Origin of the sequence: Salinicola sp. CPA57, from assembly GCF_003206035.1 — a bacterium.
GTDB lineage: Bacteria > Pseudomonadota > Gammaproteobacteria > Pseudomonadales > Halomonadaceae > Salinicola > Salinicola socius.
Genome location: NZ_PZJR01000009.1, coordinates 136,447 through 156,163, shown reverse-complemented (window position 1 = coordinate 156,163; position 19,717 = coordinate 136,447). Strand labels below are relative to the sequence as shown.

The window sequence follows — 19,717 nt, the reverse complement described above, 5'->3', positions numbered from 1 at the left end:
GGGGCGCCGACAGGTCGCCAGACCCGTCATCTGTCATGCATCCACTCAAGCCGGTAGCGTTTCGTCGGCCGTCGTTCGCGCCAGAGCAGCCCGGGAGGACGGCAAGGCGCCCAAGGGCGACTCCGGCTCGGCCTGTACCGTGCTGCGCAACCGGAATAGCGAGACGGTGTCCGCCAGTTGGCGACTCTGCTCGTTCAGCTGTTGCGTCGAAACACTGGATTGGCGCACGAGCGCCGCGTTGCTCTGGGTCGTCTCGTCGATCTGCGAGATCGCCAGATTGATCTGCTCGATCCCGTGGGACTGCTCTTCCGACGCCAGACGGATCTCCGAGATCAGCGTGCTGATGCGCTCGACCTGAGACACGATTTCGGTGACCCGCTGCCCTGCCTCCGCCGCACGCAGGTTGCCGCTGTCGACCTCGTTCACCGTCTTTCCGATCAGCGCCTTGATCTGCTGGGCCGATGTGGCGCAGCGCTCCGCCAAGCTGCGGACCTCCTGAGCAACCACTGCGAACCCTCGACCATGTTCGCCCGCCCGTGCCGCTTCGACGGAGGCGTTCAGCGCCAGCAGGTTGGTCTGGAAGGCAATGCCATCGATCACGCCGACCACCTCGGATATCTGCTTCGCCATGCCGACGATGCGCTGCATCGCTTCGGCCGTCGCCTCGACGGTACCCTGCGCCTCACCCGCCGCCACTGCGGTTCGTCGGGCCTGCTCGTCGCTCTCCTGCGCCCGCTGGGCATTCTGCCGCACCGTCGCATTGATCTGCTCGGTACTGGCAGCCGTTTCCTCGAGGCTCGCGGCCTGGGATTCGGTGCGCGATGCAAGCTCGCCATTGCCCGATGCCAGTTCGCGGGTATGGCTTTCGGTCTGCGCAACAGCGCCACGCACCTGGCCCACGATACGCTCGAGCCCATCGCCTATGCCGTTCATGGCACCGACCAATTGGCCGATCTCATCACCACGACGCGTCTCTATGCGCTGCGACAGATCGCCCTCTGCGAGAGCCTGCGCCAGACCCACGGCACGATTCATGGGTCGTGTCACCACCCGTTTAACGACCCAGTAGAGCGTGAAGCTCAAGCCCGCCGCGAGGGCGAGTGCAATCAGCAGGAACCGGTTCCGCGCCGCGACCACGCCGGCCTGAATCTCATCGACCGAAACCGATCCGGCCACGACCCACTGCCATTCGGGATAGCGCGAATAGAGAACCAGCCGCTCTTCGCCGCTCCTGGCGGCGTAGTCGATCTCGCCGGAGTCCTGGTCGAACATCGGCCTGAAGACAGCTCCGTTATCGCTGTCCAACAGATTCTGCCCTTCGTAGGGTCCGCCCGCGATCACCTCGCCAGCGCGATCGCCGGCTGCAGAGATCAACATGGTGTAACCCGCCTCGCCGATGCCCATTTCCCGAATGCGGTCCTGAACCTGGGCCATCTCGGCGCTGACGTCCACGCCCACGAACAGCGCCCCGACGACCTGGCCATCGCCATCCTGAATCGGCTGATACTTGGTGATGTAGGGAACGCCGAAAAGCGTGGCGAGACCGATGTACGGCTGATTTGCCATCAGCTTGGCGTAGCTCTTCGAGCCTCTGTCGAGCAAGGTTCCCATCGCCCTCTCGCCCTTCTCGTTCTTCAGCGAGGTGGAAATCCGCACGAAATCGTCGCCGTCACGGGCGAATATCGTCGCCGGCGTTCCCGTCTGGGCGGTGAAGCGATCCAGCTTCCAGGTGTTGTCGTTGAGGACTTCCAGCCCGTCCTTGAGCGTCGGCGTCGGACGTCCGGAAACCTCGACGAGCTGATCCGGGCTCAGGGCGAATCGACCGGAGTACTGGTCGGAGAAGATGTTCAGAAACCGATCCGCCTGCTGCTGCAGGCTGTAATCGAACAGCGACAGCATGTCTCCGATGGAGTCCTGCTGCGTTTGCAGTTCATGCGCAGTGGCCGCGCGCAGCTGTGACGTGCTGTTCTGGGCCATGGCGAAAGCCAACCCCATGAGCACGGCGACCTGCAACAAGGCGACGATGAGGGCCAGCTTGGTACCGATACTGGCGTGACGAAAGCGCTGTCGGAGTGCAGCCATGGATCTTTCCGCGAGTTATGGAGTCGAGGAGCTTATCGGCGGCCGCAAAGAGAATCTTGATGGCGGTCACGACAAAATCGTGTCCGGGCAAGACGCCATCCGGGTTTGCTATGCTGGGGACCGCTTTCTCATCCGGCCATCTGCATGCTGCCCTGGTTACCGCCTCACATCGTCGCTTTCCCACCCGCCTCCCAGGCGCTCGATGACCCTGACGGCCTGTTGGCCGCGGGCGGCGCGCTGACGCCCGACTGGCTATTGAGCGCTTATCGTCACGGCATTTTTCCCTGGTATGGCGAGGGCCAGCCGGTGCTGTGGTGGTCGCCGAATCCGCGCATGGTGCTGTTCCCCGAGGAGATCCGCATTCGCCGAAGCCTGGCCAAACGCCTGCGCAACGGCGGCTTTCAGGTCAGCTTCGATCACGCATTCGAGCGCGTCATCGCCGCCTGCGCCGAAACCCGCGCCGAGGCCGAGGGAACCTGGATCGACGACGCCATGCGCGAGGCCTACGTGGATCTTCATCACCTGGGCCATGCGCATAGCGTCGAGGTATGGCAGGGAGAAGTTCTGGTCGGCGGGCTGTACGGGCTGTCGATCGGCCGCATCTTTTTCGGGGAGTCGATGTTCAGCCACGTCCCCGATGCCTCGAAGGTGGCGCTGGTCCATCTGGCCCGGCGCCTCCAGCGTCACGGCTTCACCTTGATCGACTGCCAGATGCATACGCCCCACCTGGCCAGCATGGGCGCCAGAGACATCGCCCGGGATACGTTCCTCGACTATCTTGAGAACAGTCTCGGTCTCGGGAGTGAAAGCCTCGGCAACAAGGCTTCTCTCGAAAACGATCTCACTGCCCTCAACCCGGCCGATCCCTGGTCAACGGAGTCAACGTGAGCAGCGGCAATGCGAACAACCCGCAACGTCAGGCACGCGATCTTCGTTTTTTCCTGACGGTGCCCCACCCCTGCAGCTATCTGGCTGGCCGTGAAGCCACGACGCTGTTTCTCGACCCACAGGAAACCGTAGCTTCCGACGTCTACGACGCCCTCACGCTATTGGGATTTCGGCGCAGCGGCAGCAATCTCTATCGCCCCCATTGCGAGGCTTGCAATGCCTGCACATCGGTCAGAATTCCGGTCGAAGAGTTCGTGCCATCGCGAACACAGCGCAAGCTGATCAACCGCAACCGCGACCTTACCCTGCAGGTACGGCCAACCGAGTTCGATGAGCAGCACTACGCACTCTATGCGCGCTACATTCACGCCAGACATGCGGATGGCGACATGTTTCCTCCCAGCCGGGAGCAGTACCGAACGTTCCTGACCCAATCGCATCCCTTTGCCAATCTGCTGGAATTTCGGCTGGGCACTCAGTTGATGGCCGTTGCCGCCACGGATCTGCTCGGCCATGGACTCTCTGCGATCTACACGTTCTTCGACCCGGATCCGATCTTCGAGCGACGTTCGCTGGGCAGCTTTGCCATCCTCCGTCAGATCGAACTGGCCCGTCAGCGCCAATTGCCCCATGTCTATCTCGGCTACTGGATCCGTGCCTGCCAGAAAATGCGTTACAAGCAGGACTACCAGCCGCTCGAATATCTCAACGGCGGGCGCTGGCAACGCATGGTCCCGGCGACAGCCCTGCGCTAGCGCAACCGGCTCGGCAGGAGAGGTGCGAAAACGTCACGACACTCATGCCCGCGGACGAATTCTGGCCCGATTTCAAGCGTATTTTTGCCTTCCCCGACGAGATGGCCCATAATATCGCGCACTTCAGAGGCTCAAGGGCGGGCCGGCTCGATGCCGACGTGAATGGCGACACTGCCGTTCGCGTTGATTTACGTTGATTGCCGACCGCAAGGCGCCATGCCAGGCCCTCACACCAAGCCCCATGCTCAAACGTTCAAGAGGGATCGCCTATATGGCACGAGAAGATCATATCGAAATGGAAGGCGTCGTCGTCGACACGCTTCCCAACACCATGTTCCGCGTTGAACTGGAAAACGGCCACGTCGTGACCGCCCATATTTCCGGCAAGATGCGCAAGAACTACATCCGCATCCTGACTGGTGACAAGGTCAAGGTAGAGCTGACTCCCTACGACCTATCCAAAGGCCGCATCGTCTACCGCTCTCGCTAATTCCGCGGCCCATCTCGGCGTGACCCTGTCTCGGCGATCTCCCGCCTTCCGGGAAAATACCTGACCTCCTGGTCGGGCGTCAGGCAGACGAGAGCAGAGATGCAAAGAATCGAAAAACGCCTCGCCATGTTGCCATGGCGAGGCGTTGTCGTTTCCGTTCCACCGCAAGGCGCTGACCTTGTCAGGCGACCTCGGCCTCGGTCTCCAGTTGCAGTTCGTCGTTCTCGACCCGAACATGCACGGTGCCGCCATTGTCGGCCAGATCGCCGAACAGGATCATCTCCGCCAATGGCTTCTTGAGCTGCTCCTGAATGACTCGAGCCATTGGCCGCGCCCCCATCTCCCGGTCGTAGCCTTTCTGGGCCAGCCACGCGCGAGCGTCGTCATCGACATCGAGCTGTACGCGTTTCTCATCCAGCTGGGCCTGTAGTTCGACCAAGAACTTGTCGACGACATTGCGCACGATGGACGGCTCGAGACCATGGAACTGGATGATGCCATCGAGACGGTTGCGGAACTCCGGCGTGAACGTCCGCCGAATCACTTCCATACCATCGGTAGAATGATCCTGCGTCTGGAAACCGATCGAGCGACGAGAGATCTGCTCGGCACCGGCGTTGGACGTCATGATCACGATCACGTGACGGAAATCCGCTTCACGGCCGTTGTTATCGGTCAGGCGGCCGTGATCCATCACCTGCAACAGCAGATTGAAGACCTCGGGATGCGCTTTCTCGATCTCGTCGAGCAGCAACACGCAATGCGGTTGCTTGGTGATCGCCTCGGTCAACAGGCCACCCTGGTCGTAACCAACGTATCCCGGCGGCGCACCGATCAGGCGCGATACCGTATGCCGCTCCATGTATTCCGACATATCGAACCGCACCAGCTCGATTCCCATCAGATGGGACAGCTGTCGTGCGACCTCGGTCTTGCCGACGCCGGTCGGGCCGGCGAACAGGAAGCTGCCGACCGGCTTGTCCGGCGACTTGAGCCCGGCCCGGGACAGCTTGATCGCCGCGGACAGACTGGTGATCGCCTCATCCTGGCCGAACACCAGCATCTTCAGATCGCGCTCCAGATTGGAGAGCAACTTGCGATCCGAGCTGGAGACGCTCTTCGGCGGAATTCGCGCAATGGAGGCCACCACGGCCTCGACCTGCTCGACATCGATCGTCGCGATTCGCGCTTCCGGCGGCAGCAGACGCTGGTGAGCACCCGCTTCGTCGATGACGTCGATCGCCTTGTCGGGCAGATGACGATCGTTGATGTAGCGATCCGCCAGCCGAGCGGCACTCTCCAGCGCCGCATCGGTATACTTCAACTGGTGATGCTCCTCGAACCGGCCCCGCAACCCCTTGAGGATGCGAATGGTGTCGTCGACGGTCGGCTCAGGCACATCCACCTTCTGGAATCGACGCGCCAGCGCGCGATCCTTCTCGAAGATTCCACGGAACTCCTGGAAAGTCGTCGAACCGATGCAGCGTAGCTCACCGGAGGAGAGCAGCGGCTTGAGCAGGTTGGACGCATCCATGACGCCACCGGACGCTGCACCGGCCCCGATCACCGTGTGAATCTCGTCGATGAACAGAATCGAATTGTCCTGCTTGCGCAGTTCGGCCAACAGCCCTTTCAGCCGTTTCTCGAAGTCACCGCGATACTTGGTGCCCGCCAGCAATGCACCCATGTCGAGCGAATAGACCACCGCGTCGGCGATCACGTCTGGCACGTCTTCCTCGACGATGCGCTTGGCAAGGCCTTCGGCGATGGCGGTCTTGCCGACACCGGCTTCACCCACCAGCAGCGGATTGTTCTTGCGCCGACGAGCAAGAATCTGCACCACGCGCTCGAGTTCGTGGTCGCGGCCGATCAACGGATCGATCTTGCCCAGCCGCGCCTGATCGTTAAGGTTGGTGGCATAGTTGGTCAGCGGGCTCTGACCATTCTCGGTGGCCGCCTCTTCGCCCTCTTCGGACTCCTGGGAAGGCTGCTGAGACTGACCATGACCCGCCACCTTGGAGATGCCGTGGGCGATGTAGTTCACCGCGTCTACCCGCGCCACGCTCTGTTGCTTGAGGAAGTAGACGGCCTGGCTCTCCTGCTCGGAGAAGATCGCCACCAGCACGTTGGCACCGGTCACTTCACTCTTGCCGGAGGACTGGACATGGAAAACGGCACGCTGAAGCACGCGCTGGAAACCCAGCGTCGGCTGCGTTTCCCGATCTTCCTGCTCTTCGGGAATCAGCGGCGTAGTGGAATTGATGAAATCCTGCAGATCGGCACGAAGCTTTTCCAGATTCGCCCCACAGGCATTCAGCACATCGGCTGCCGAGGCATTATCGAGAAGTGCCAGCAGCAGGTGCTCCACGGTCATGAACTCGTGTCGCTTGGAACGCGCCACGGTGAAGGCCGTGTTCAGGGTGAGTTCAAGTTCTTTACTCAACATGGCAGTCCCCTTTTAGCCACTGAGGGCATCGGTCGGCACTTTCACAATCGGGCACAATCAGCGGTTCCGCAAGTCTTCAAAGACAAAAGCGTTGACGATGTGTGTCCGCCACTTATTCCGCGGCATCCACGTCACACATCAGCGGATGCTCGCACTCTTTCGCGTATTCATTGACCTGATGACACTTGGTCTCTGCGATGTCGCGGGTGAAGATGCCACAGGTCGCACGGCCCTGGGTGTGGACGGCCAGCATGATCTGTACGGCTTTCTCGCTATCCATGGCGAAAAACCGCTGTAGCACTTCGACGACGAATTCCATCGGCGTGTAGTCGTCGTTGTACAGCACGACCTTGTACATGGGTGGCGGCACCAGTTGCGGGTCCGACACCTGCTCGGCGACATATCCCTGATCTTCATGATCGGGGTCGGGAGGACGCGTCATTCCTAGACGCACCGGCTCCCTGGAAAGGTAGGTCGACACTCTGTCTGCGATCTCTGACATACGGTTCTTGGCACAATCTGGATGAATCCCTGGATGCATCGGCTCGGGTACAAGTTGGGACTGAGGTCAGGTATTGGATACCATCGGAGGCCCGAGGTTCCTTGAAGATGCGGCCGACGGGGTTCGTATGCAAGCCCTCATTCAAAATAGTCACGACAGGCCCCGACCGCCACGATGTCGCTGTCGAAAGCCACCACCCCACTAGCTCGGAGGCGCGTCGACGATCGACATGAGTCGAATCTATCTACTGCATAAGCCCTACAACGTGCTCTGCCAGTTCACCGATGACAACGGGCGAGGCACCTTGGCTGACCACATCGAGATACCCGGCATCTACCCGGCCGGGCGACTCGATTATGACTCCGAAGGGCTACTGCTGCTGACTGACGATGGCGCTTTGATCCATCGTGTCAGCGACCCGCGGCACAAACTGCCGAAGCAATACTGGGTCCAGGTGGAGGGCGAACCGGACGAGAACGCGCTCAAGGCGCTGCGCGAGGGAGTTACGCTGAAGGACGGCCCGACCCGGCCGGCCAGGGTTCGGCGCCTGACCGGGGCGGAGCCCGCGCCCCGCACTCCTCCGGTGCGCTACCGCGAATCGATACCCACGACCTGGCTTGCGATCGAACTGCGCGAGGGGCGTAATCGGCAGGTCCGCCGAATGACAGCGCATGTCGGCCACCCAACGCTACGCTTGATCCGCACCGCGATAGGGCCGTGGCGACTCGACGACCTGGCACCAGGCGATTGGCGCAGCGAGACCATCAATGTCCCCGCACGACCGCCGCGGACGGCCTCGGACAAGCATTCAAAGCCACGTCGCAACCGCTGAACGGCGCGTCCAGGCAGGTCGCGCCGACCACGGCATTTCGGGTAGCGGGCTTTCGAATTGACCCAGACCGGGTATGATCGGCCTGAGCCCTGCGCCCCGAGGTCGGGGAGACACGTATCGAGCTGGGCGTATCGAGTCGGGAGAATAATGACATGAATCGCTGGACACCCCGCGTGACCGTTGCCGTGGTCGTGGAACGGGCCGGTCGTTACCTGATGGTGGAAGAGGATCGCGGCGGGCCGTTCAGTCTGTTCAACCAGCCCGCCGGGCACCTGGAGAGAGGAGAGCGCCTGATCGCCGCCGCCGAACGGGAAGTTCGTGAAGAGTCGGCCTGGCAGGTTGCCATCACCGACTATCTGGGACTCTACGTTCACCAGACCTCGGATGGCATCACGTTCCATAGCCACGCCTTCCTCAGTCTGCCGCTGGCTCACCTCGGCAACTCTCTCGACAAGGGCATCATCAGCGCCCACTGGCTAACCTATGACGAAATCGACGATCTCAACCGCAACCGTCGCCTGCGCAGCCCGGTCGTGATGCAGCGACTGCGCGATGCCCGCGATGGTCGTCGCTACCCGCTGGACGTCATCCGCGAACGCTGACGCGACTCGCCACGGGCGGCCCCCAGCCTACTCCGCCATCAAGTACGACCGGGCTCGATGCCGCGGTCCGCTTTCGGCTATAATCCCGGGTCATTTATACGGTCGACTAGAACTCGTCGTTGCACCAGCGGTTGGCGAATCCATTTGCATCGCCCGCCCCCACCTGCCTCGGAAATCGCCATGACCACAGCCAGCTTGCCCAGCGATACCGTGCGTTCCTCCCGCGAAGACGCCTTGTCATCCAAGGAGGCTCGGAGAGTCATCGTCGGCATGTCGGGGGGCGTCGACTCCTCCGTGACCGCACTGTTGCTGCTCCAGCAGGGCTATCAGGTCGAAGGCCTGTTCATGAAGAACTGGGACGAAGACGACGGCACCGAATACTGCACGGCGATGGCGGATCTGGCCGATGCCCAGGCGGTGAGCGACACGCTCGGCATCAAGCTGCACACGGCCAACTTCGCCGCCGAATACTGGGACAACGTCTTCGAGCATTTCCTGGCGGAGTACCAGGCGGGTCGCACACCCAACCCGGACATTCTTTGCAACCGCGAGATCAAGTTCAAGGTCTTTCTCGACTACGCCGAGCGACTCGGCGCGGATCTCATCGCCACCGGGCACTACGTCCGTAGAGGCATCGACGACGCCAGCGGCCAGGCCCAATTGCTCAAGGGTCTTGATGGCAACAAGGACCAGAGCTATTTCCTCCACGCGGTGCCCGGCGATGCCATCGCGCGCACGCTGTTCCCTGTCGGTGAACTGGAAAAGCCCGAGGTCAGGGCGTTGGCGGAGCGTCACGGCCTGGCCACGGCACGCAAGAAGGATTCCACCGGCATCTGCTTCATCGGAGAACGCCGTTTCAGCGATTTTCTCAGGCAGTATCTGCCGGCCCAGCCCGGCCCCATCGAAACCGCGGAAGGCGATCGGGTCGGCGAACACATGGGGCTGATGTACTACACCCTGGGACAGCGGCGCGGTCTGGGTATCGGCGGCCTCAAGGATCATAGCGAGGACCCGTGGTTCGTCGCCGCCAAGGATCTCGAGCGCAATGTGCTGGTCGTGGTTCAGGGCGAACATCCGTTGCTCTACAGCGATGTCGTGTACTGCGAGCCGGCGACCTGGGTCGCCGGCAAGCCGCCGGCAAGCACTCGCCTGCGTGCCAAGACTCGCTATCGCCAGCAGGACGTTCCCTGCGAGGTCACGCTACTGGCCGAGGGCGAACTCGAGGTTCGCTTCGATCGGCCGCAGCGCGCCGTCACGCCGGGCCAGTCGCTGGTGCTCTACGAGGGCGATATCTGTCTCGGCGGCGCGGTCATTCGTGCCACGGCAACGGCCGAGGCGGCGGCCGGCGCCGCGGTTGCCGATACCCTCTCCGACGCCGCCACCCTTAACGCCACGACGGGGAGTCAGCGTTCGGCATGAATCCAACGCCCATTCAATCGGCACCACTCGACAGTCAGGGTCGCCAGGCGCTGGCGCTGGCAGGCGTCTTCCAGGCAGCCTCCGTGGTCGATCAGCTCGCCCGCACCGGCCAGTGCGACGAACGCGCCTGGAACACCCTGCTTCGCGCCACGCTGGAGACCGATCCGCCGAGCTTCGAATCGATCTACGGCGGCCATCACAACAACCTGCGCCTGGGGATCGATACCTTGCTGGCAGTGATGTCTCGTCAGCACGCCCAGCCGGCCGTGATGCGCTACGGCTTCTCGATGGTTCTGCTGATGCAGCGGCTGCGCAAGGACGATGCCATGATGAGCACGCTCGGACAGCGTCTGGGCCGAGTCCAGGGCCAGGCCGAACATTTCGGCGAAACGCACGAGAACGTGATCGCCAGCCTCGGCGAACTCTACCAGGAGACCCTGTCGACCTTCCGTTATCGGATCGTGGTGCAGGGTGAACCCAGCCTGCTGCAGAGCCGCCACATGCCGGAACGCATCCGTACTGCCCTGCTCGCCGGCGTTCGCTTCGCCCTGCTGTGGCATCAGCAAGGCGGGCGGCGCTGGCGCCTGATCTTTCAGCGTGGCGCCATCAAGCGCACGCTGCGCGAGCTCGACGGCAATTGATGTCGAACCCATGAATTCGTTAACCGCGAGCCCCGTGCTCGTGCGAGCCCTCGGGAACCCAAGATGATCGAACTCTCCGCATTGACCGCCCTTTCACCCGTCGACGGCCGCTACGCCGCCAAGGCAGCGCCGCTACGCGAGCATTTCAGCGAATTCGGCCTGATCCGCGCGCGCGTGACCGTGGAAGTTCGCTGGCTCGAAAGACTGGCTGCGCATCCGGGCATCCCCGAGGTGCCGCCGCTCTCCGTGGAGGCCCAGGCCTTTCTGGACAATCTGGTCAAGACGTTTTCCGTGACCGACGCCGAGCGCATCAAGACCATCGAGCGCACCACCAATCATGATGTCAAGGCCGTCGAGTACTTCATCAAGGAAGCCATTGCCGATCAGGCCGAGCTGCATGCCGTCACCGAATTCGTGCACTTCGCCTGCACCAGCGAGGACATCAACAATCTCTCCTACGCGCTGATGATGCGCGATGGGCTCACTGCCCTGCTGCCGACGATGCGCAAGGTCCATGATGCGATCGCCAGGCTGGCCCACGAGCACGCCGAACAGCCGATGCTATCGCGAACCCACGGCCAGACCGCCAGCCCCACTACGCTGGGCAAGGAGATGGCCAACGTCGCCTACCGCCTGCAGCGCCAGCTCAGGCAGATCGAATCGGTCGAATTGCTGGGCAAGATCAATGGCGCCGTGGGCAACTACAACGCGCATCTGGCAACGTATCCGGAGATCGACTGGGCCGACAACGCCCGCACGTTCGTCGAGTCGCTCGGCCTCACGTTCAATCCCTACACCACCCAGATCGAGCCGCACGACTACGTCGCCGAACTGTTCGATGCCATCAGCCGCTTCAATACCATCCTGATCGACTTCGACCGCGACGTGTGGGGCTATATTTCGCTTGGCTACTTCAAGCAGCGCACCGTTGCCGGCGAGATCGGCTCATCGACGATGCCGCACAAGGTCAATCCGATCGACTTCGAGAATTCCGAGGGCAATCTGGGCCTGGCCAATGCGCTGCTTGATCATCTGGCGCGTAAACTGCCGATTTCCCGCTGGCAGCGCGATCTGACGGACTCGACCGTATTGCGCAACCTGGGCGTCGGGCTGGCCTATGGTTTGATTGCCTACGAAGCGGCACTCAAGGGCATCGGCAAGCTGGAAGCCAACCCACAGCGACTCAATGACGATCTGGATCAGAGCTGGGAAGTGCTGGCCGAACCCATCCAGACCGTCATGCGCCGCTACGGAATCGAAAAACCCTACGAGAAGCTCAAGGAACTGACCCGCGGCAAGCGCATCGATCAGGCCGGTTTTGCCGCCTTCATCGACACGCTCGCCCTGCCGGACGAGGTCAAGGCCGAGCTCAAGGCGCTGTCGCCGGCGAGCTATATCGGTAACGCCGCCGATCAGGCCAGAGCGCTTTAATCCCCCAATCACGCCAAGGCAGGAGATCGACATGACGTCGGCCAACACGCCCCGCACACTGCTGGGCGGTCTCACGCCCGCCCAGTTCCTCAGTCAGCACTGGCAGAAATCGCCGCTGTTGATCCGCGGCGCCCTGCCCGATTTCGTCTCCCCACTGGAACCGGACGATCTGGCAGGTCTGGCCTGCGAAGAGGGGATCGAAGCGAGACTGGTCGAGGAGAACGGTCCCGACAAGGCGTGGCAGGTGAGCCATGGCCCGTTCGACGAGGATACCTTCTCGCGCCTGCCGACCAGCGGCTGGTCGCTGCTGGTGCAGGCGGTGGATCACTACGTACCCGAGATCGCCGAACTTCTGGAAACGTTCGATTTCCTTCCCAGCTGGCGACTCGACGACGTCATGGTCAGCTACGCCCCGACCGGAGGCAGCGTGGGCGCTCACATCGACCAGTACGACGTTTTCCTGCTGCAGGCCAGCGGTCGGCGGCGTTGGCAATTGGGGGGCAGCCCCGGGGACGACGCGCGCCTGATCCCCGGGATCGACCTGCGCATTCTGGAGAACTTCACGGTCGACGCTGATCATGACTGGGTGCTGGAACCGGGCGACATGCTCTATCTGCCTCCCGGCGTCGCCCACCACGGCGTCAGCGACTCCGACGACTGCCTGACCTACTCGATCGGCTTTCGGGCGCCGTCCACCGATGAAATCGTGACCTCGTTCGCCGACTATATCGGCGAACAGCTAGGCGATCGACAGCGCTATGGCGACGCCGATCTTCAGCCACCCGCCGCCGTTGGCGAGCTGGACGATCAGACCATTGCGAGGGTTCGCCGGCTATTGATGGAGGCGATCGACAGGCCCGAGCAGATCGCGCAGTGGTTCGGCCGAGCCATGACGCAACCCAAGTATGTGGATCAGCTGCTTCCCTCGGAGTCCCCGACTGACCCGGCCGAGCTGCGCATTGCGCTGGAAGCGGGTGGAGAATTGCGCCGCACGCCAGGATCGCGCTTTGCCTGGCGTCGACTTAGCGACGCTCAGGCCACGCTGTTCGCCGATGGCGATGCCGTCGTCTGCGACCTTGGACTGGCCCACTACCTGGCCGAGAATCCCCTCATCGACGCCGATGTGCTTGGCTATTCCGATAGCGAGCGCCTGCTTGCGGCGCTTGTCGACAGTGGTAGCCTGAGTCGCCCCGATGAGGACGACCAGGGTTGACAGTGGCGCAGCAACCAGCCGGTCGCTTCCACCCAACCTGTCGAACAGACCTGCCGAACGCAGTGGTCGACGACAGGCCCGCGAACGACAAAGCCCCGAATGACTGGACTCGTTTTAGAACACTGTTTTAATGTAGTGGTTTGATGTACCGGGCAAGAAGCCATATCTGGATGTTAAGGAGAATCGATCATGAAACGACTCATCGCCCCCGCCCTCGTCATGAGCCTGCTGGCCCTGGCCGGCTGTACCAACAACTCGACCTACTCAGGTGATGTCTATCGTGGAGATCAGGCAGGTACGGCACAATCTGTCAGCTACGGCACCATTCAATCGGTTCGTCCCGTCCAGATTCAGGGCGGCAATGGCGAGAGCGTTCTCGGTAGTCTCGGCGGCGCGGTGATCGGGGGCCTGCTGGGCAACCAGGTCGGCGGCGGCTCAGGTCGCACCATCGCCACCGCTGCGGGCGCCCTTGGCGGGACCGTTGCCGGCAGCAAGATTCAGCAAGCGACCGATCGCGTCGACGGCTACGAGCTCGAGATTCGTCAGGACAGCGGACAAAACGTCGTGGTCGTTCAGAAGGCCGATCGCAACTGGCAGGTTGGCCAGCGCGTCAAGCTCGTCGCCAGCGGTTCGAGCGTGAGCGTCGCTCCCTACTGAGCGAAGGCATGAAGACGGAGAAGCGTTGCCCTTCCGTCACATCGTTATCAACGGCGCCCTCGAGGCGCCGTTTTTGTTAGTGTGATACTAATTTCAGATGTCGTAGACGCTTTACATACGTTATTGTATGTTGCGTAGGCTAGGTCATTCGTCGAAGGGAACAATACGATTCATGAAGGGACTCATGTGGGCGTCAACCAGCGTCGCCATCGCTCTGGCAAGCATTTCAGGCTCGGTCTGGGCCGATGGCATCCTGACGCTGAAATCGGAAAACGATATTTTTGCCAGTGGCGGTGACGGCCACTATACCAACGGCCTGGAAGCGGACTGGTCCTTCCGACCCGACCGCGACCACTGGACACGCGCACTTGCCGACGCCATACCCGGATGGAGCGCGGCATCGCTGGATGGTGCCGCTTACCGCTTCGGACAGCAGATCTATACCCCCGAAGACATCGATCAGCGAAAACTGATCGAGGACGATAGACCCTACGCGGGTGTTCTCTATGCCGGTCTTTCGCTATTCGATGATGAGCAACTGGTCGGATGGCGCCGCACCAGCGGCGTGTATGTCGACGTCGGTCTCGTCGGCCCGGGTTCCGGCGGCCATACGGTGCAGCAGAACTTCCACCACCTGATCGACAGTGACGAGCCCAAGGGCTGGCACAATCAGCTTCACAACGAACCATTCGTCAACGTTGCCTATCAGACCGCCTGGTGGAAGCAAGGTCAGCTGGGCCCACTGGAAGCCGAGTACGGCCCTTCAGCCGGCCTGGCCATCGGCAATCTGTACACCTACGCCGCAACGGGTCTTGGGCTACGCCTCGGCCAAGGACTCGACAAGAGTTTTGGTGTTCCCGCCGTGGCACCCTCTCAAGGCAGCCGAATCTTCTTCGAAGCCAACAGTGGCTTCAACTGGTACCTCTTCGCCAATGTCGAGGGTCGACTCATGGCCTACAACATGTTGCTGGACGGCAATACATTCGAAGACAGCCATTCCGTCGATCGCCGCCCCTGGGTCGGCGACGCGCAGGCCGGCCTGGCTGTTTCGTGGAATCGCTGGCAGCTGACCTACAGTTCGGTCTGGCGCACCCACGAGTTCGAAACTCAGGACAGCGGCGACCAGTTCGGCTCCATCACGCTTTCGACCTGGCTATAACGGCAATTTCACGCGCAGCCAGGCGTCCTCGTCAGCTTTCCTTCAGTCGGTGTCAAACGCAAAACGGGCGATGCTCGAGGCATCGCCCGCATTCCAGGTCGGCCAAAACGACCGATACCGGACTCAGTGCAACTTGGCTTTGCGCATGCCCCAGCAGGCGACTCGTTTGCCGACCCAGATCCCGATTGCCAGCAGGATCAACGTCAACAGCATGGAAACGGGTTTCACGATGAAGGTCGCCCCCAGCACCGCCAGCGCGACCGCCATGATCCAGCGATCCTGAGCGGGGTCTCCCTGCAGTTGAACCGGCAACCGGCGTTTGACCGCCCCTCCAAGCCCGCCATCCCACGCCTTGAGCAATAGAAACAGTAGAACGGCAAAGGCAACGAGCCAAACGACAAAAACGGTCATGACGAACTTCTCCTCAACCGGGAATCATGGTGGTCTATGCTCGGATCAGGGTAACCACCCCCGTCAGGCGGTGCAACCGCCACAGATGCCGTCTGGCGGGCGCGAATACCCCCGATAAGGTCAATATCCGACCCATTGCGACCTGACAGAAAGGTCATGGCACGTTAGGATGGGACAGACATGCACAAACGCAAAGGTTTCAAGATGCAGATTGCCCAGAACTCCGTGGTCGCGTTCCACTACAAACTGACCAATGATGCGGGAGAAGTACTGGACAGTTCCGAAGGTCGGGATCCGCTGACCTACCTACACGGTGCGGGCAACATCATTCCGGGGCTCGAGAAAGAACTCGAGGGCCACGGTAGCGGTGACAAGCTCCAGGTCGCCGTCGCACCGGAAGAAGGTTACGGTGAAGTGCAGCCGGCGCTGGTCCAGGAAGTTCCCCGCGATGCCTTCCAGGGTGTCGACGATGTCGAGCCGGGCATGCAGTTCCAGGCGCAGACCCAGGAAGGTCCGCTGATGGTCACGGTCACCAAGGTCGAAGGCGATACCGTTACTGTCGACGGCAATCATCCGCTGGCTGGCGAGAAGCTGAACTTCGACGTGGAGATCGCCGAAGTGCGCGAAGCGACCGAAGAAGAAGTGTCTCACGGTCACGTTCATGGCGAAGGTGGTCACGAGCACTGATCAAAGCGAACCCCGCCCGGGCGGGGTTCGTTGCCTGGCGTCATTGATCGCCATGCAACCGTCATGTAAAAGGGCAGCCTAGCGGCTGCCCTTTTCATGTTACGCGGTGGTGAAAATTCACCGGCACGACGCCGTCGTCGCCATCGAACTTTCGCCAACACCGCTCGTCGCCTCGAATCCCTTCAGCCTTCGCTGGCCAGCATCACCCGCTGAGCCAGTTGCGTGCGTTCAACGGGGCGCCGCGCCTGCCAGTAATATCGCTTCCAGTAGACGTTATCCAGACGGGACAACTTCACGCCCTGTGACGCCGAGGCGTGAAGGAAGTAGCCGTCCCCCACGTAGACGCCAACATGATTGTAGGGCCCCGGCGGTCGGAAGAAGACCAGATCACCGGCCTTGAGATTCGTTTCCGTCACCCGACTTCCTTCCAGCACCTGCTCTTCCGTCGTACGCGGCAACTCGAAAGAGAAGGCTTCTCCGAACACATGTTGCATCAACGCGGAGCAATCGATACCCCGGTGTGTCGTTCCGCCAAGCACGTAGGGCGTCCCGACCCAGCGCTGATGCTCATCCAGCAGCGCCCGACGAATCACCGTTGGAGAGACAACCTGCGGCCGGAAGTCCTGCAGCGTCTGGGGGGGCGGCGGAACATCCCGAGGGATGCTGACCGCAACGGTTCGAGATTTGACCAGTGGAAGTGAATACTGAGCGTTTACCTGTTGTTGTTTTACAGGAGCAGTGCAACCGGAAATGACCATCGCCAGTGCCAGCCCCATGGCTGTGCGTCTTAGCATTCAGCGAGCCTCGTTCGCCTGTGAGCCGTCACGGGCACCGCCTAACTTCACGGCAACTCATGGGGAGTCACCTGGCGAAATGGAGTCGCTGTGGTGGTGACACACCTCGACGAGGTGTCACCGCCAGAACGGCCTGTATTCGGCTCTGATAATCGGACAGAAAAAAGCCACGACCTCACTTGGCAGCGGGCGTAGCACAGCGGAATCATATGTCATTAAAACCGCTTTGGCGAGAGCTGTTGATCAACAAACCGCGTCAATGCAGCTGGCGGGACTCACCCGGCAGGATATCGACATGGAACGATGTCCAGTGAGTCATGGCGCAGCCGGGGAAATCGAGGCTTGCCCAGGCACCGGCCAACAGAGGCGATGCCTCGAGCCACGCAGTCAACGCCTCCCGAAAACGCAGCAGAAACGCCTCGCGCTCGGGGGTGTCGTCCATGAAAAATCCGAACCCGCTGTACAGTCCTTCGGCATAGTCCTGCCAGCTGCTGTAGTGGCGCTCCGCCAGCTGCAATGCCGTATCCAGATAGCGGGAGAGCCGCGCCTCGTCGAGCCAGTCGAGCTGACGCCCGGCCAATGCCAGATCGACCAACTGGGCGATATCCCAGGCCGTCATGTCCTGATCGTTACAGTGACAGGCGTTATCCCTTACATGCTTGAGCCGCAAAAGATGCACCCGATCCTCTTCTGCGCACTCACCCGATTCAAGGATCGCGATTTCCGCTTTCAGCCGGGTTCGGTTCAGAGTGTAGGGCGCGTAGTTGACCTGATAGTCCTGGCGATCGCCCGCTTCAACGAGAAAGTCCAGAAAGTCGACGAGGCCGCGAGCCCCCTGCAACGCATACTGATGCTCTATCCACTCTCCCAGCGCCTCCTGATCTTGCGGCGCCAGAGGCTGCGGCGCCTGCCATAGAGCCTCGTTGAGCGGGCCCGCCAGCGATATCGCCGTGAACCGCCTCAGTGTCGGCCTCACGCCCGGCTCCAGCCAAGTCAGTGACCGAGACGGCGTCAGCCAGTGGAACGGCGATCCCGGATCGCGACGATGCCAGGCGATGTCGTCCGCCAGCGAGACCTCGTCTGGCGTCTCATCCTGACTCAATACGATTTCCCAGGCATGCCACGCCGACAGCATGCGCAACGGATCGCTATAGAAGCGACTCAGCACGTCACATAGCGACTGCGCCAACGCTTCGATCTCTGTAGCCGGATAGCGGCCGCTGTCGGACGCCATCACCAGATAGAACGCATATTTTTCCGCCATCGAGATCGTCGCCGCATGATCGGCACAGGCGGCCAGTCGCTGCGACGAGCCCCGCGGGAGCTTGCGGCCTGCGATATGACGAGAATCGGCAGCCAATTGATTGAGATGGTGGGCCTGGGCCGGCATCCAGAATCGGGCCAGCCCCGCGGCCCCTTCCTCGCAACGCAATCCCAGGACATCCTCGAGATAGCGTTCGGCATCCTGGATTCGCGCCTGTCCCAGCGGCTCATCGAGATGTCGACGATGGATCAGATCGGGATCGCGAATCGAGGCAACGGTCAAAACCCAACTGCCGGCCCCTTCACGATGCTGCCGGACGAGTTCACGCGCTGCCTGGCGCTGTTCATCTCCCAGGATTCGGGACAATGGCATCTTCCAAGGAGTGACAGCAGCGCCGAGCAGATCGGCCCAATCCCGTTCGAAACTGTCTCGCAGGTCGCGACCTTCGAACAGGCTGCGGCCGCGTTGATAAGCCTGCGCAATCGCTTCCCAGTCAGCATAGCGCTGCTGCAAAAGATCGATCGCATGGGCCGCAAAACTCTCCGCCTCCGATGCCGAGAGCCAACCGGCGCAGTAGCCGAGATAAGCCTGATCGACCAGCCGAAGCCAGTCCCACGCGGCCCAGTCCGACGGCTCCTGATCATCCAGGAAACGTAGCAACACCCGGCCGTAATCCTGCTGGTCATTCAACCCGGACAACCACTCTGCACGAGTTTCGGGGCCCTGCCGCGCGACTCGAACCGCATCCATCTCCCAGCCGTAGCGGTGACCCTGGCCGGCGAGCCAGAACAACAGGGACTTGAGCTCATCCCGACCATTGACCTCTCCCTGCTCACGCAGCAACGCTTGATGCTGCCGGCGTTCATCAGAGGAAGATTCGACTGGCCAGGCCAGCACGGGTGCCATGGCGGCCCTGGCCCGCCACAAATCGGTGGGCCAGAGCGGAACCACTGCCTCGGTCGATCCCAGACGGTGTCGAAGCTTCAGCCAGGAAACGCCTCGCTGCTGACGTTCCCGAACCAGCAGTTCCTGCCCGGCGGCGTCCAGTGCCGGATCGTTCAGAGGCGCCAGCGCCTGCAGCCAGGCCTTGAGCGTCGAAAAGCTCTTCACGATGTCGCTCGCCAAGGCGAGAAGCCAGGCTTCATCGGTACGCTCAGGAACCCATCCGACCACACTGCCCAGCGCAAGCAGTTCGAGCCCTGCCAAGCGCGAAAGCGGCAGACCGTCCGTACTCGCAGCCTCTTCCCACAAGCGCCATGCAAACTCGTCACGCCCACCGACGCCCAGCGACAGCAAGCGCTCGAACGCCTGATCGGCGCTGAGTGCGAAGCGAGGATCGCTGACAAGGGGCCAACCACAAAGCGTCAGTTGCTGAGCCCACCACGGGACGAGAAGTTCGCTCAAGAGAGACCTCGTGCAAGGAGAAACGGCTTGCGCCTACCTG

At 61.8% G+C, this 19,717-nt stretch carries 19 protein-coding genes; 13 read left to right on the top strand and 6 right to left on the bottom strand.

Annotated features, from left to right (window positions below):
* Window positions 1-45: 45 nt before the first annotated feature.
* Complete coding sequence (locus tag DOM36_RS10585) at window positions 46-2,082, bottom strand: methyl-accepting chemotaxis protein (RefSeq protein WP_110643073.1); 2,037 nt, start codon at window positions 2,080-2,082, stop codon at window positions 46-48.
* A 144-nt stretch (window positions 2,083-2,226) separates the two neighbouring features.
* Between DOM36_RS10585 and aat the strand changes: the two genes are divergently transcribed.
* From aat to infA, 4 genes are all read left to right on the top strand, one after another.
* On the top strand, window positions 2,227-2,970 hold the full coding sequence (gene aat / locus DOM36_RS10580) for a leucyl/phenylalanyl-tRNA--protein transferase (protein WP_110643072.1): 744 nt from the start codon (window positions 2,227-2,229) through the stop codon (window positions 2,968-2,970).
* Complete coding sequence (locus tag DOM36_RS10575; protein ID WP_110643071.1) at window positions 2,967-3,725, top strand: arginyltransferase; 759 nt, start codon at window positions 2,967-2,969, stop codon at window positions 3,723-3,725. The genes aat and DOM36_RS10575 overlap by 4 nt, the downstream gene beginning before the upstream one ends.
* Before the next feature lie 44 nt (window positions 3,726-3,769).
* A complete protein-coding gene (locus DOM36_RS20305; protein WP_158025874.1) occupies window positions 3,770-3,922 on the top strand; it encodes a hypothetical protein in 153 nt (50 codons plus the stop codon).
* 74 nt (window positions 3,923-3,996) lie between these two features.
* Entirely contained in the window at window positions 3,997-4,215 is a 219-nt protein-coding gene (infA, locus tag DOM36_RS10570; RefSeq protein WP_013332816.1) for a translation initiation factor IF-1, read from the top strand.
* A 181-nt stretch (window positions 4,216-4,396) separates the two neighbouring features.
* Here infA and clpA read toward each other — a convergent pair whose 3' ends face one another.
* Together clpA and clpS are read right to left on the bottom strand one after the other, a co-directional pair.
* The gene (clpA, locus tag DOM36_RS10565) at window positions 4,397-6,661 is read right to left on the bottom strand and encodes an ATP-dependent Clp protease ATP-binding subunit ClpA (protein WP_075569902.1); all 2,265 of its coding nucleotides are present in this window, start codon (window positions 6,659-6,661) and stop codon (window positions 4,397-4,399) included.
* A gap of 112 nt (window positions 6,662-6,773) precedes the next feature.
* Window positions 6,774-7,103 carry an ATP-dependent Clp protease adapter ClpS gene (gene clpS / locus DOM36_RS10560; RefSeq protein WP_232823796.1) on the bottom strand — a complete coding sequence of 110 codons (330 nt, stop codon included), beginning with the start codon at window positions 7,101-7,103 and terminating at the stop codon, window positions 6,774-6,776.
* 289 nt (window positions 7,104-7,392) lie between these two features.
* Between clpS and DOM36_RS10555 the strand changes: the two genes are divergently transcribed.
* The 8 genes from DOM36_RS10555 to DOM36_RS10520 all read left to right on the top strand — a co-directional run bounded on the left by DOM36_RS10555 (window position 7,393) and on the right by DOM36_RS10520 (window position 15,117).
* The gene (locus DOM36_RS10555; protein ID WP_110643070.1) at window positions 7,393-7,995 is read left to right on the top strand and encodes a pseudouridine synthase; all 603 of its coding nucleotides are present in this window, start codon (window positions 7,393-7,395) and stop codon (window positions 7,993-7,995) included.
* 152 nt (window positions 7,996-8,147) lie between these two features.
* Entirely contained in the window at window positions 8,148-8,597 is a 450-nt protein-coding gene (locus tag DOM36_RS10550) for an NUDIX hydrolase (protein ID WP_075569905.1), read from the top strand.
* Between the two features lie 180 nt (window positions 8,598-8,777).
* Window positions 8,778-10,016, top strand: coding sequence for a tRNA 2-thiouridine(34) synthase MnmA (gene mnmA, locus DOM36_RS10545; RefSeq protein WP_110643069.1), 1,239 nt, complete (start codon window positions 8,778-8,780; stop codon window positions 10,014-10,016).
* A complete protein-coding gene (gene hflD, locus DOM36_RS10540) occupies window positions 10,013-10,657 on the top strand; it encodes a high frequency lysogenization protein HflD (protein ID WP_075569906.1) in 645 nt (214 codons plus the stop codon). Before mnmA ends, hflD begins: the two co-directional genes overlap by 4 nt.
* Window positions 10,658-10,723: 66 nt before the next feature.
* Window positions 10,724-12,088 (top strand): adenylosuccinate lyase, encoded by a 1,365-nt coding sequence (purB, locus tag DOM36_RS10535; RefSeq protein WP_110643167.1) that lies wholly within the window; start codon window positions 10,724-10,726, stop codon window positions 12,086-12,088.
* A gap of 31 nt (window positions 12,089-12,119) precedes the next feature.
* On the top strand, window positions 12,120-13,301 hold the full coding sequence (locus tag DOM36_RS10530; RefSeq protein ID WP_110643068.1) for a cupin domain-containing protein: 1,182 nt from the start codon (window positions 12,120-12,122) through the stop codon (window positions 13,299-13,301).
* A gap of 189 nt (window positions 13,302-13,490) precedes the next feature.
* Window positions 13,491-13,958, top strand: coding sequence for a glycine zipper 2TM domain-containing protein (locus tag DOM36_RS10525; protein ID WP_075569908.1), 468 nt, complete (start codon window positions 13,491-13,493; stop codon window positions 13,956-13,958).
* Between the two features lie 172 nt (window positions 13,959-14,130).
* Entirely contained in the window at window positions 14,131-15,117 is a 987-nt protein-coding gene (locus DOM36_RS10520; RefSeq protein ID WP_232823795.1) for a lipid A deacylase LpxR family protein, read from the top strand.
* A gap of 123 nt (window positions 15,118-15,240) precedes the next feature.
* Here DOM36_RS10520 and DOM36_RS10515 read toward each other — a convergent pair whose 3' ends face one another.
* Entirely contained in the window at window positions 15,241-15,528 is a 288-nt protein-coding gene (locus tag DOM36_RS10515; protein ID WP_075569910.1) for a hypothetical protein, read from the bottom strand.
* A 204-nt stretch (window positions 15,529-15,732) separates the two neighbouring features.
* Between DOM36_RS10515 and slyD the strand changes: the two genes are divergently transcribed.
* A complete protein-coding gene (slyD, locus tag DOM36_RS10510) occupies window positions 15,733-16,215 on the top strand; it encodes a peptidylprolyl isomerase (RefSeq protein WP_075570015.1) in 483 nt (160 codons plus the stop codon).
* Between the two features lie 182 nt (window positions 16,216-16,397).
* On the opposite strand, the gene DOM36_RS10505 is transcribed toward slyD, so the two are convergent.
* Window positions 16,398-17,009, bottom strand: a complete 612-nt coding sequence (locus DOM36_RS10505; RefSeq protein WP_075569911.1) for an NlpC/P60 family protein — start codon at window positions 17,007-17,009, stop codon at window positions 16,398-16,400.
* A 256-nt stretch (window positions 17,010-17,265) separates the two neighbouring features.
* On the bottom strand, window positions 17,266-19,677 hold the full coding sequence (locus DOM36_RS10500) for a DUF1266 domain-containing protein (protein WP_110643067.1): 2,412 nt from the start codon (window positions 19,675-19,677) through the stop codon (window positions 17,266-17,268).
* Between the last annotated feature and the right edge of the window lie 40 nt (window positions 19,678-19,717).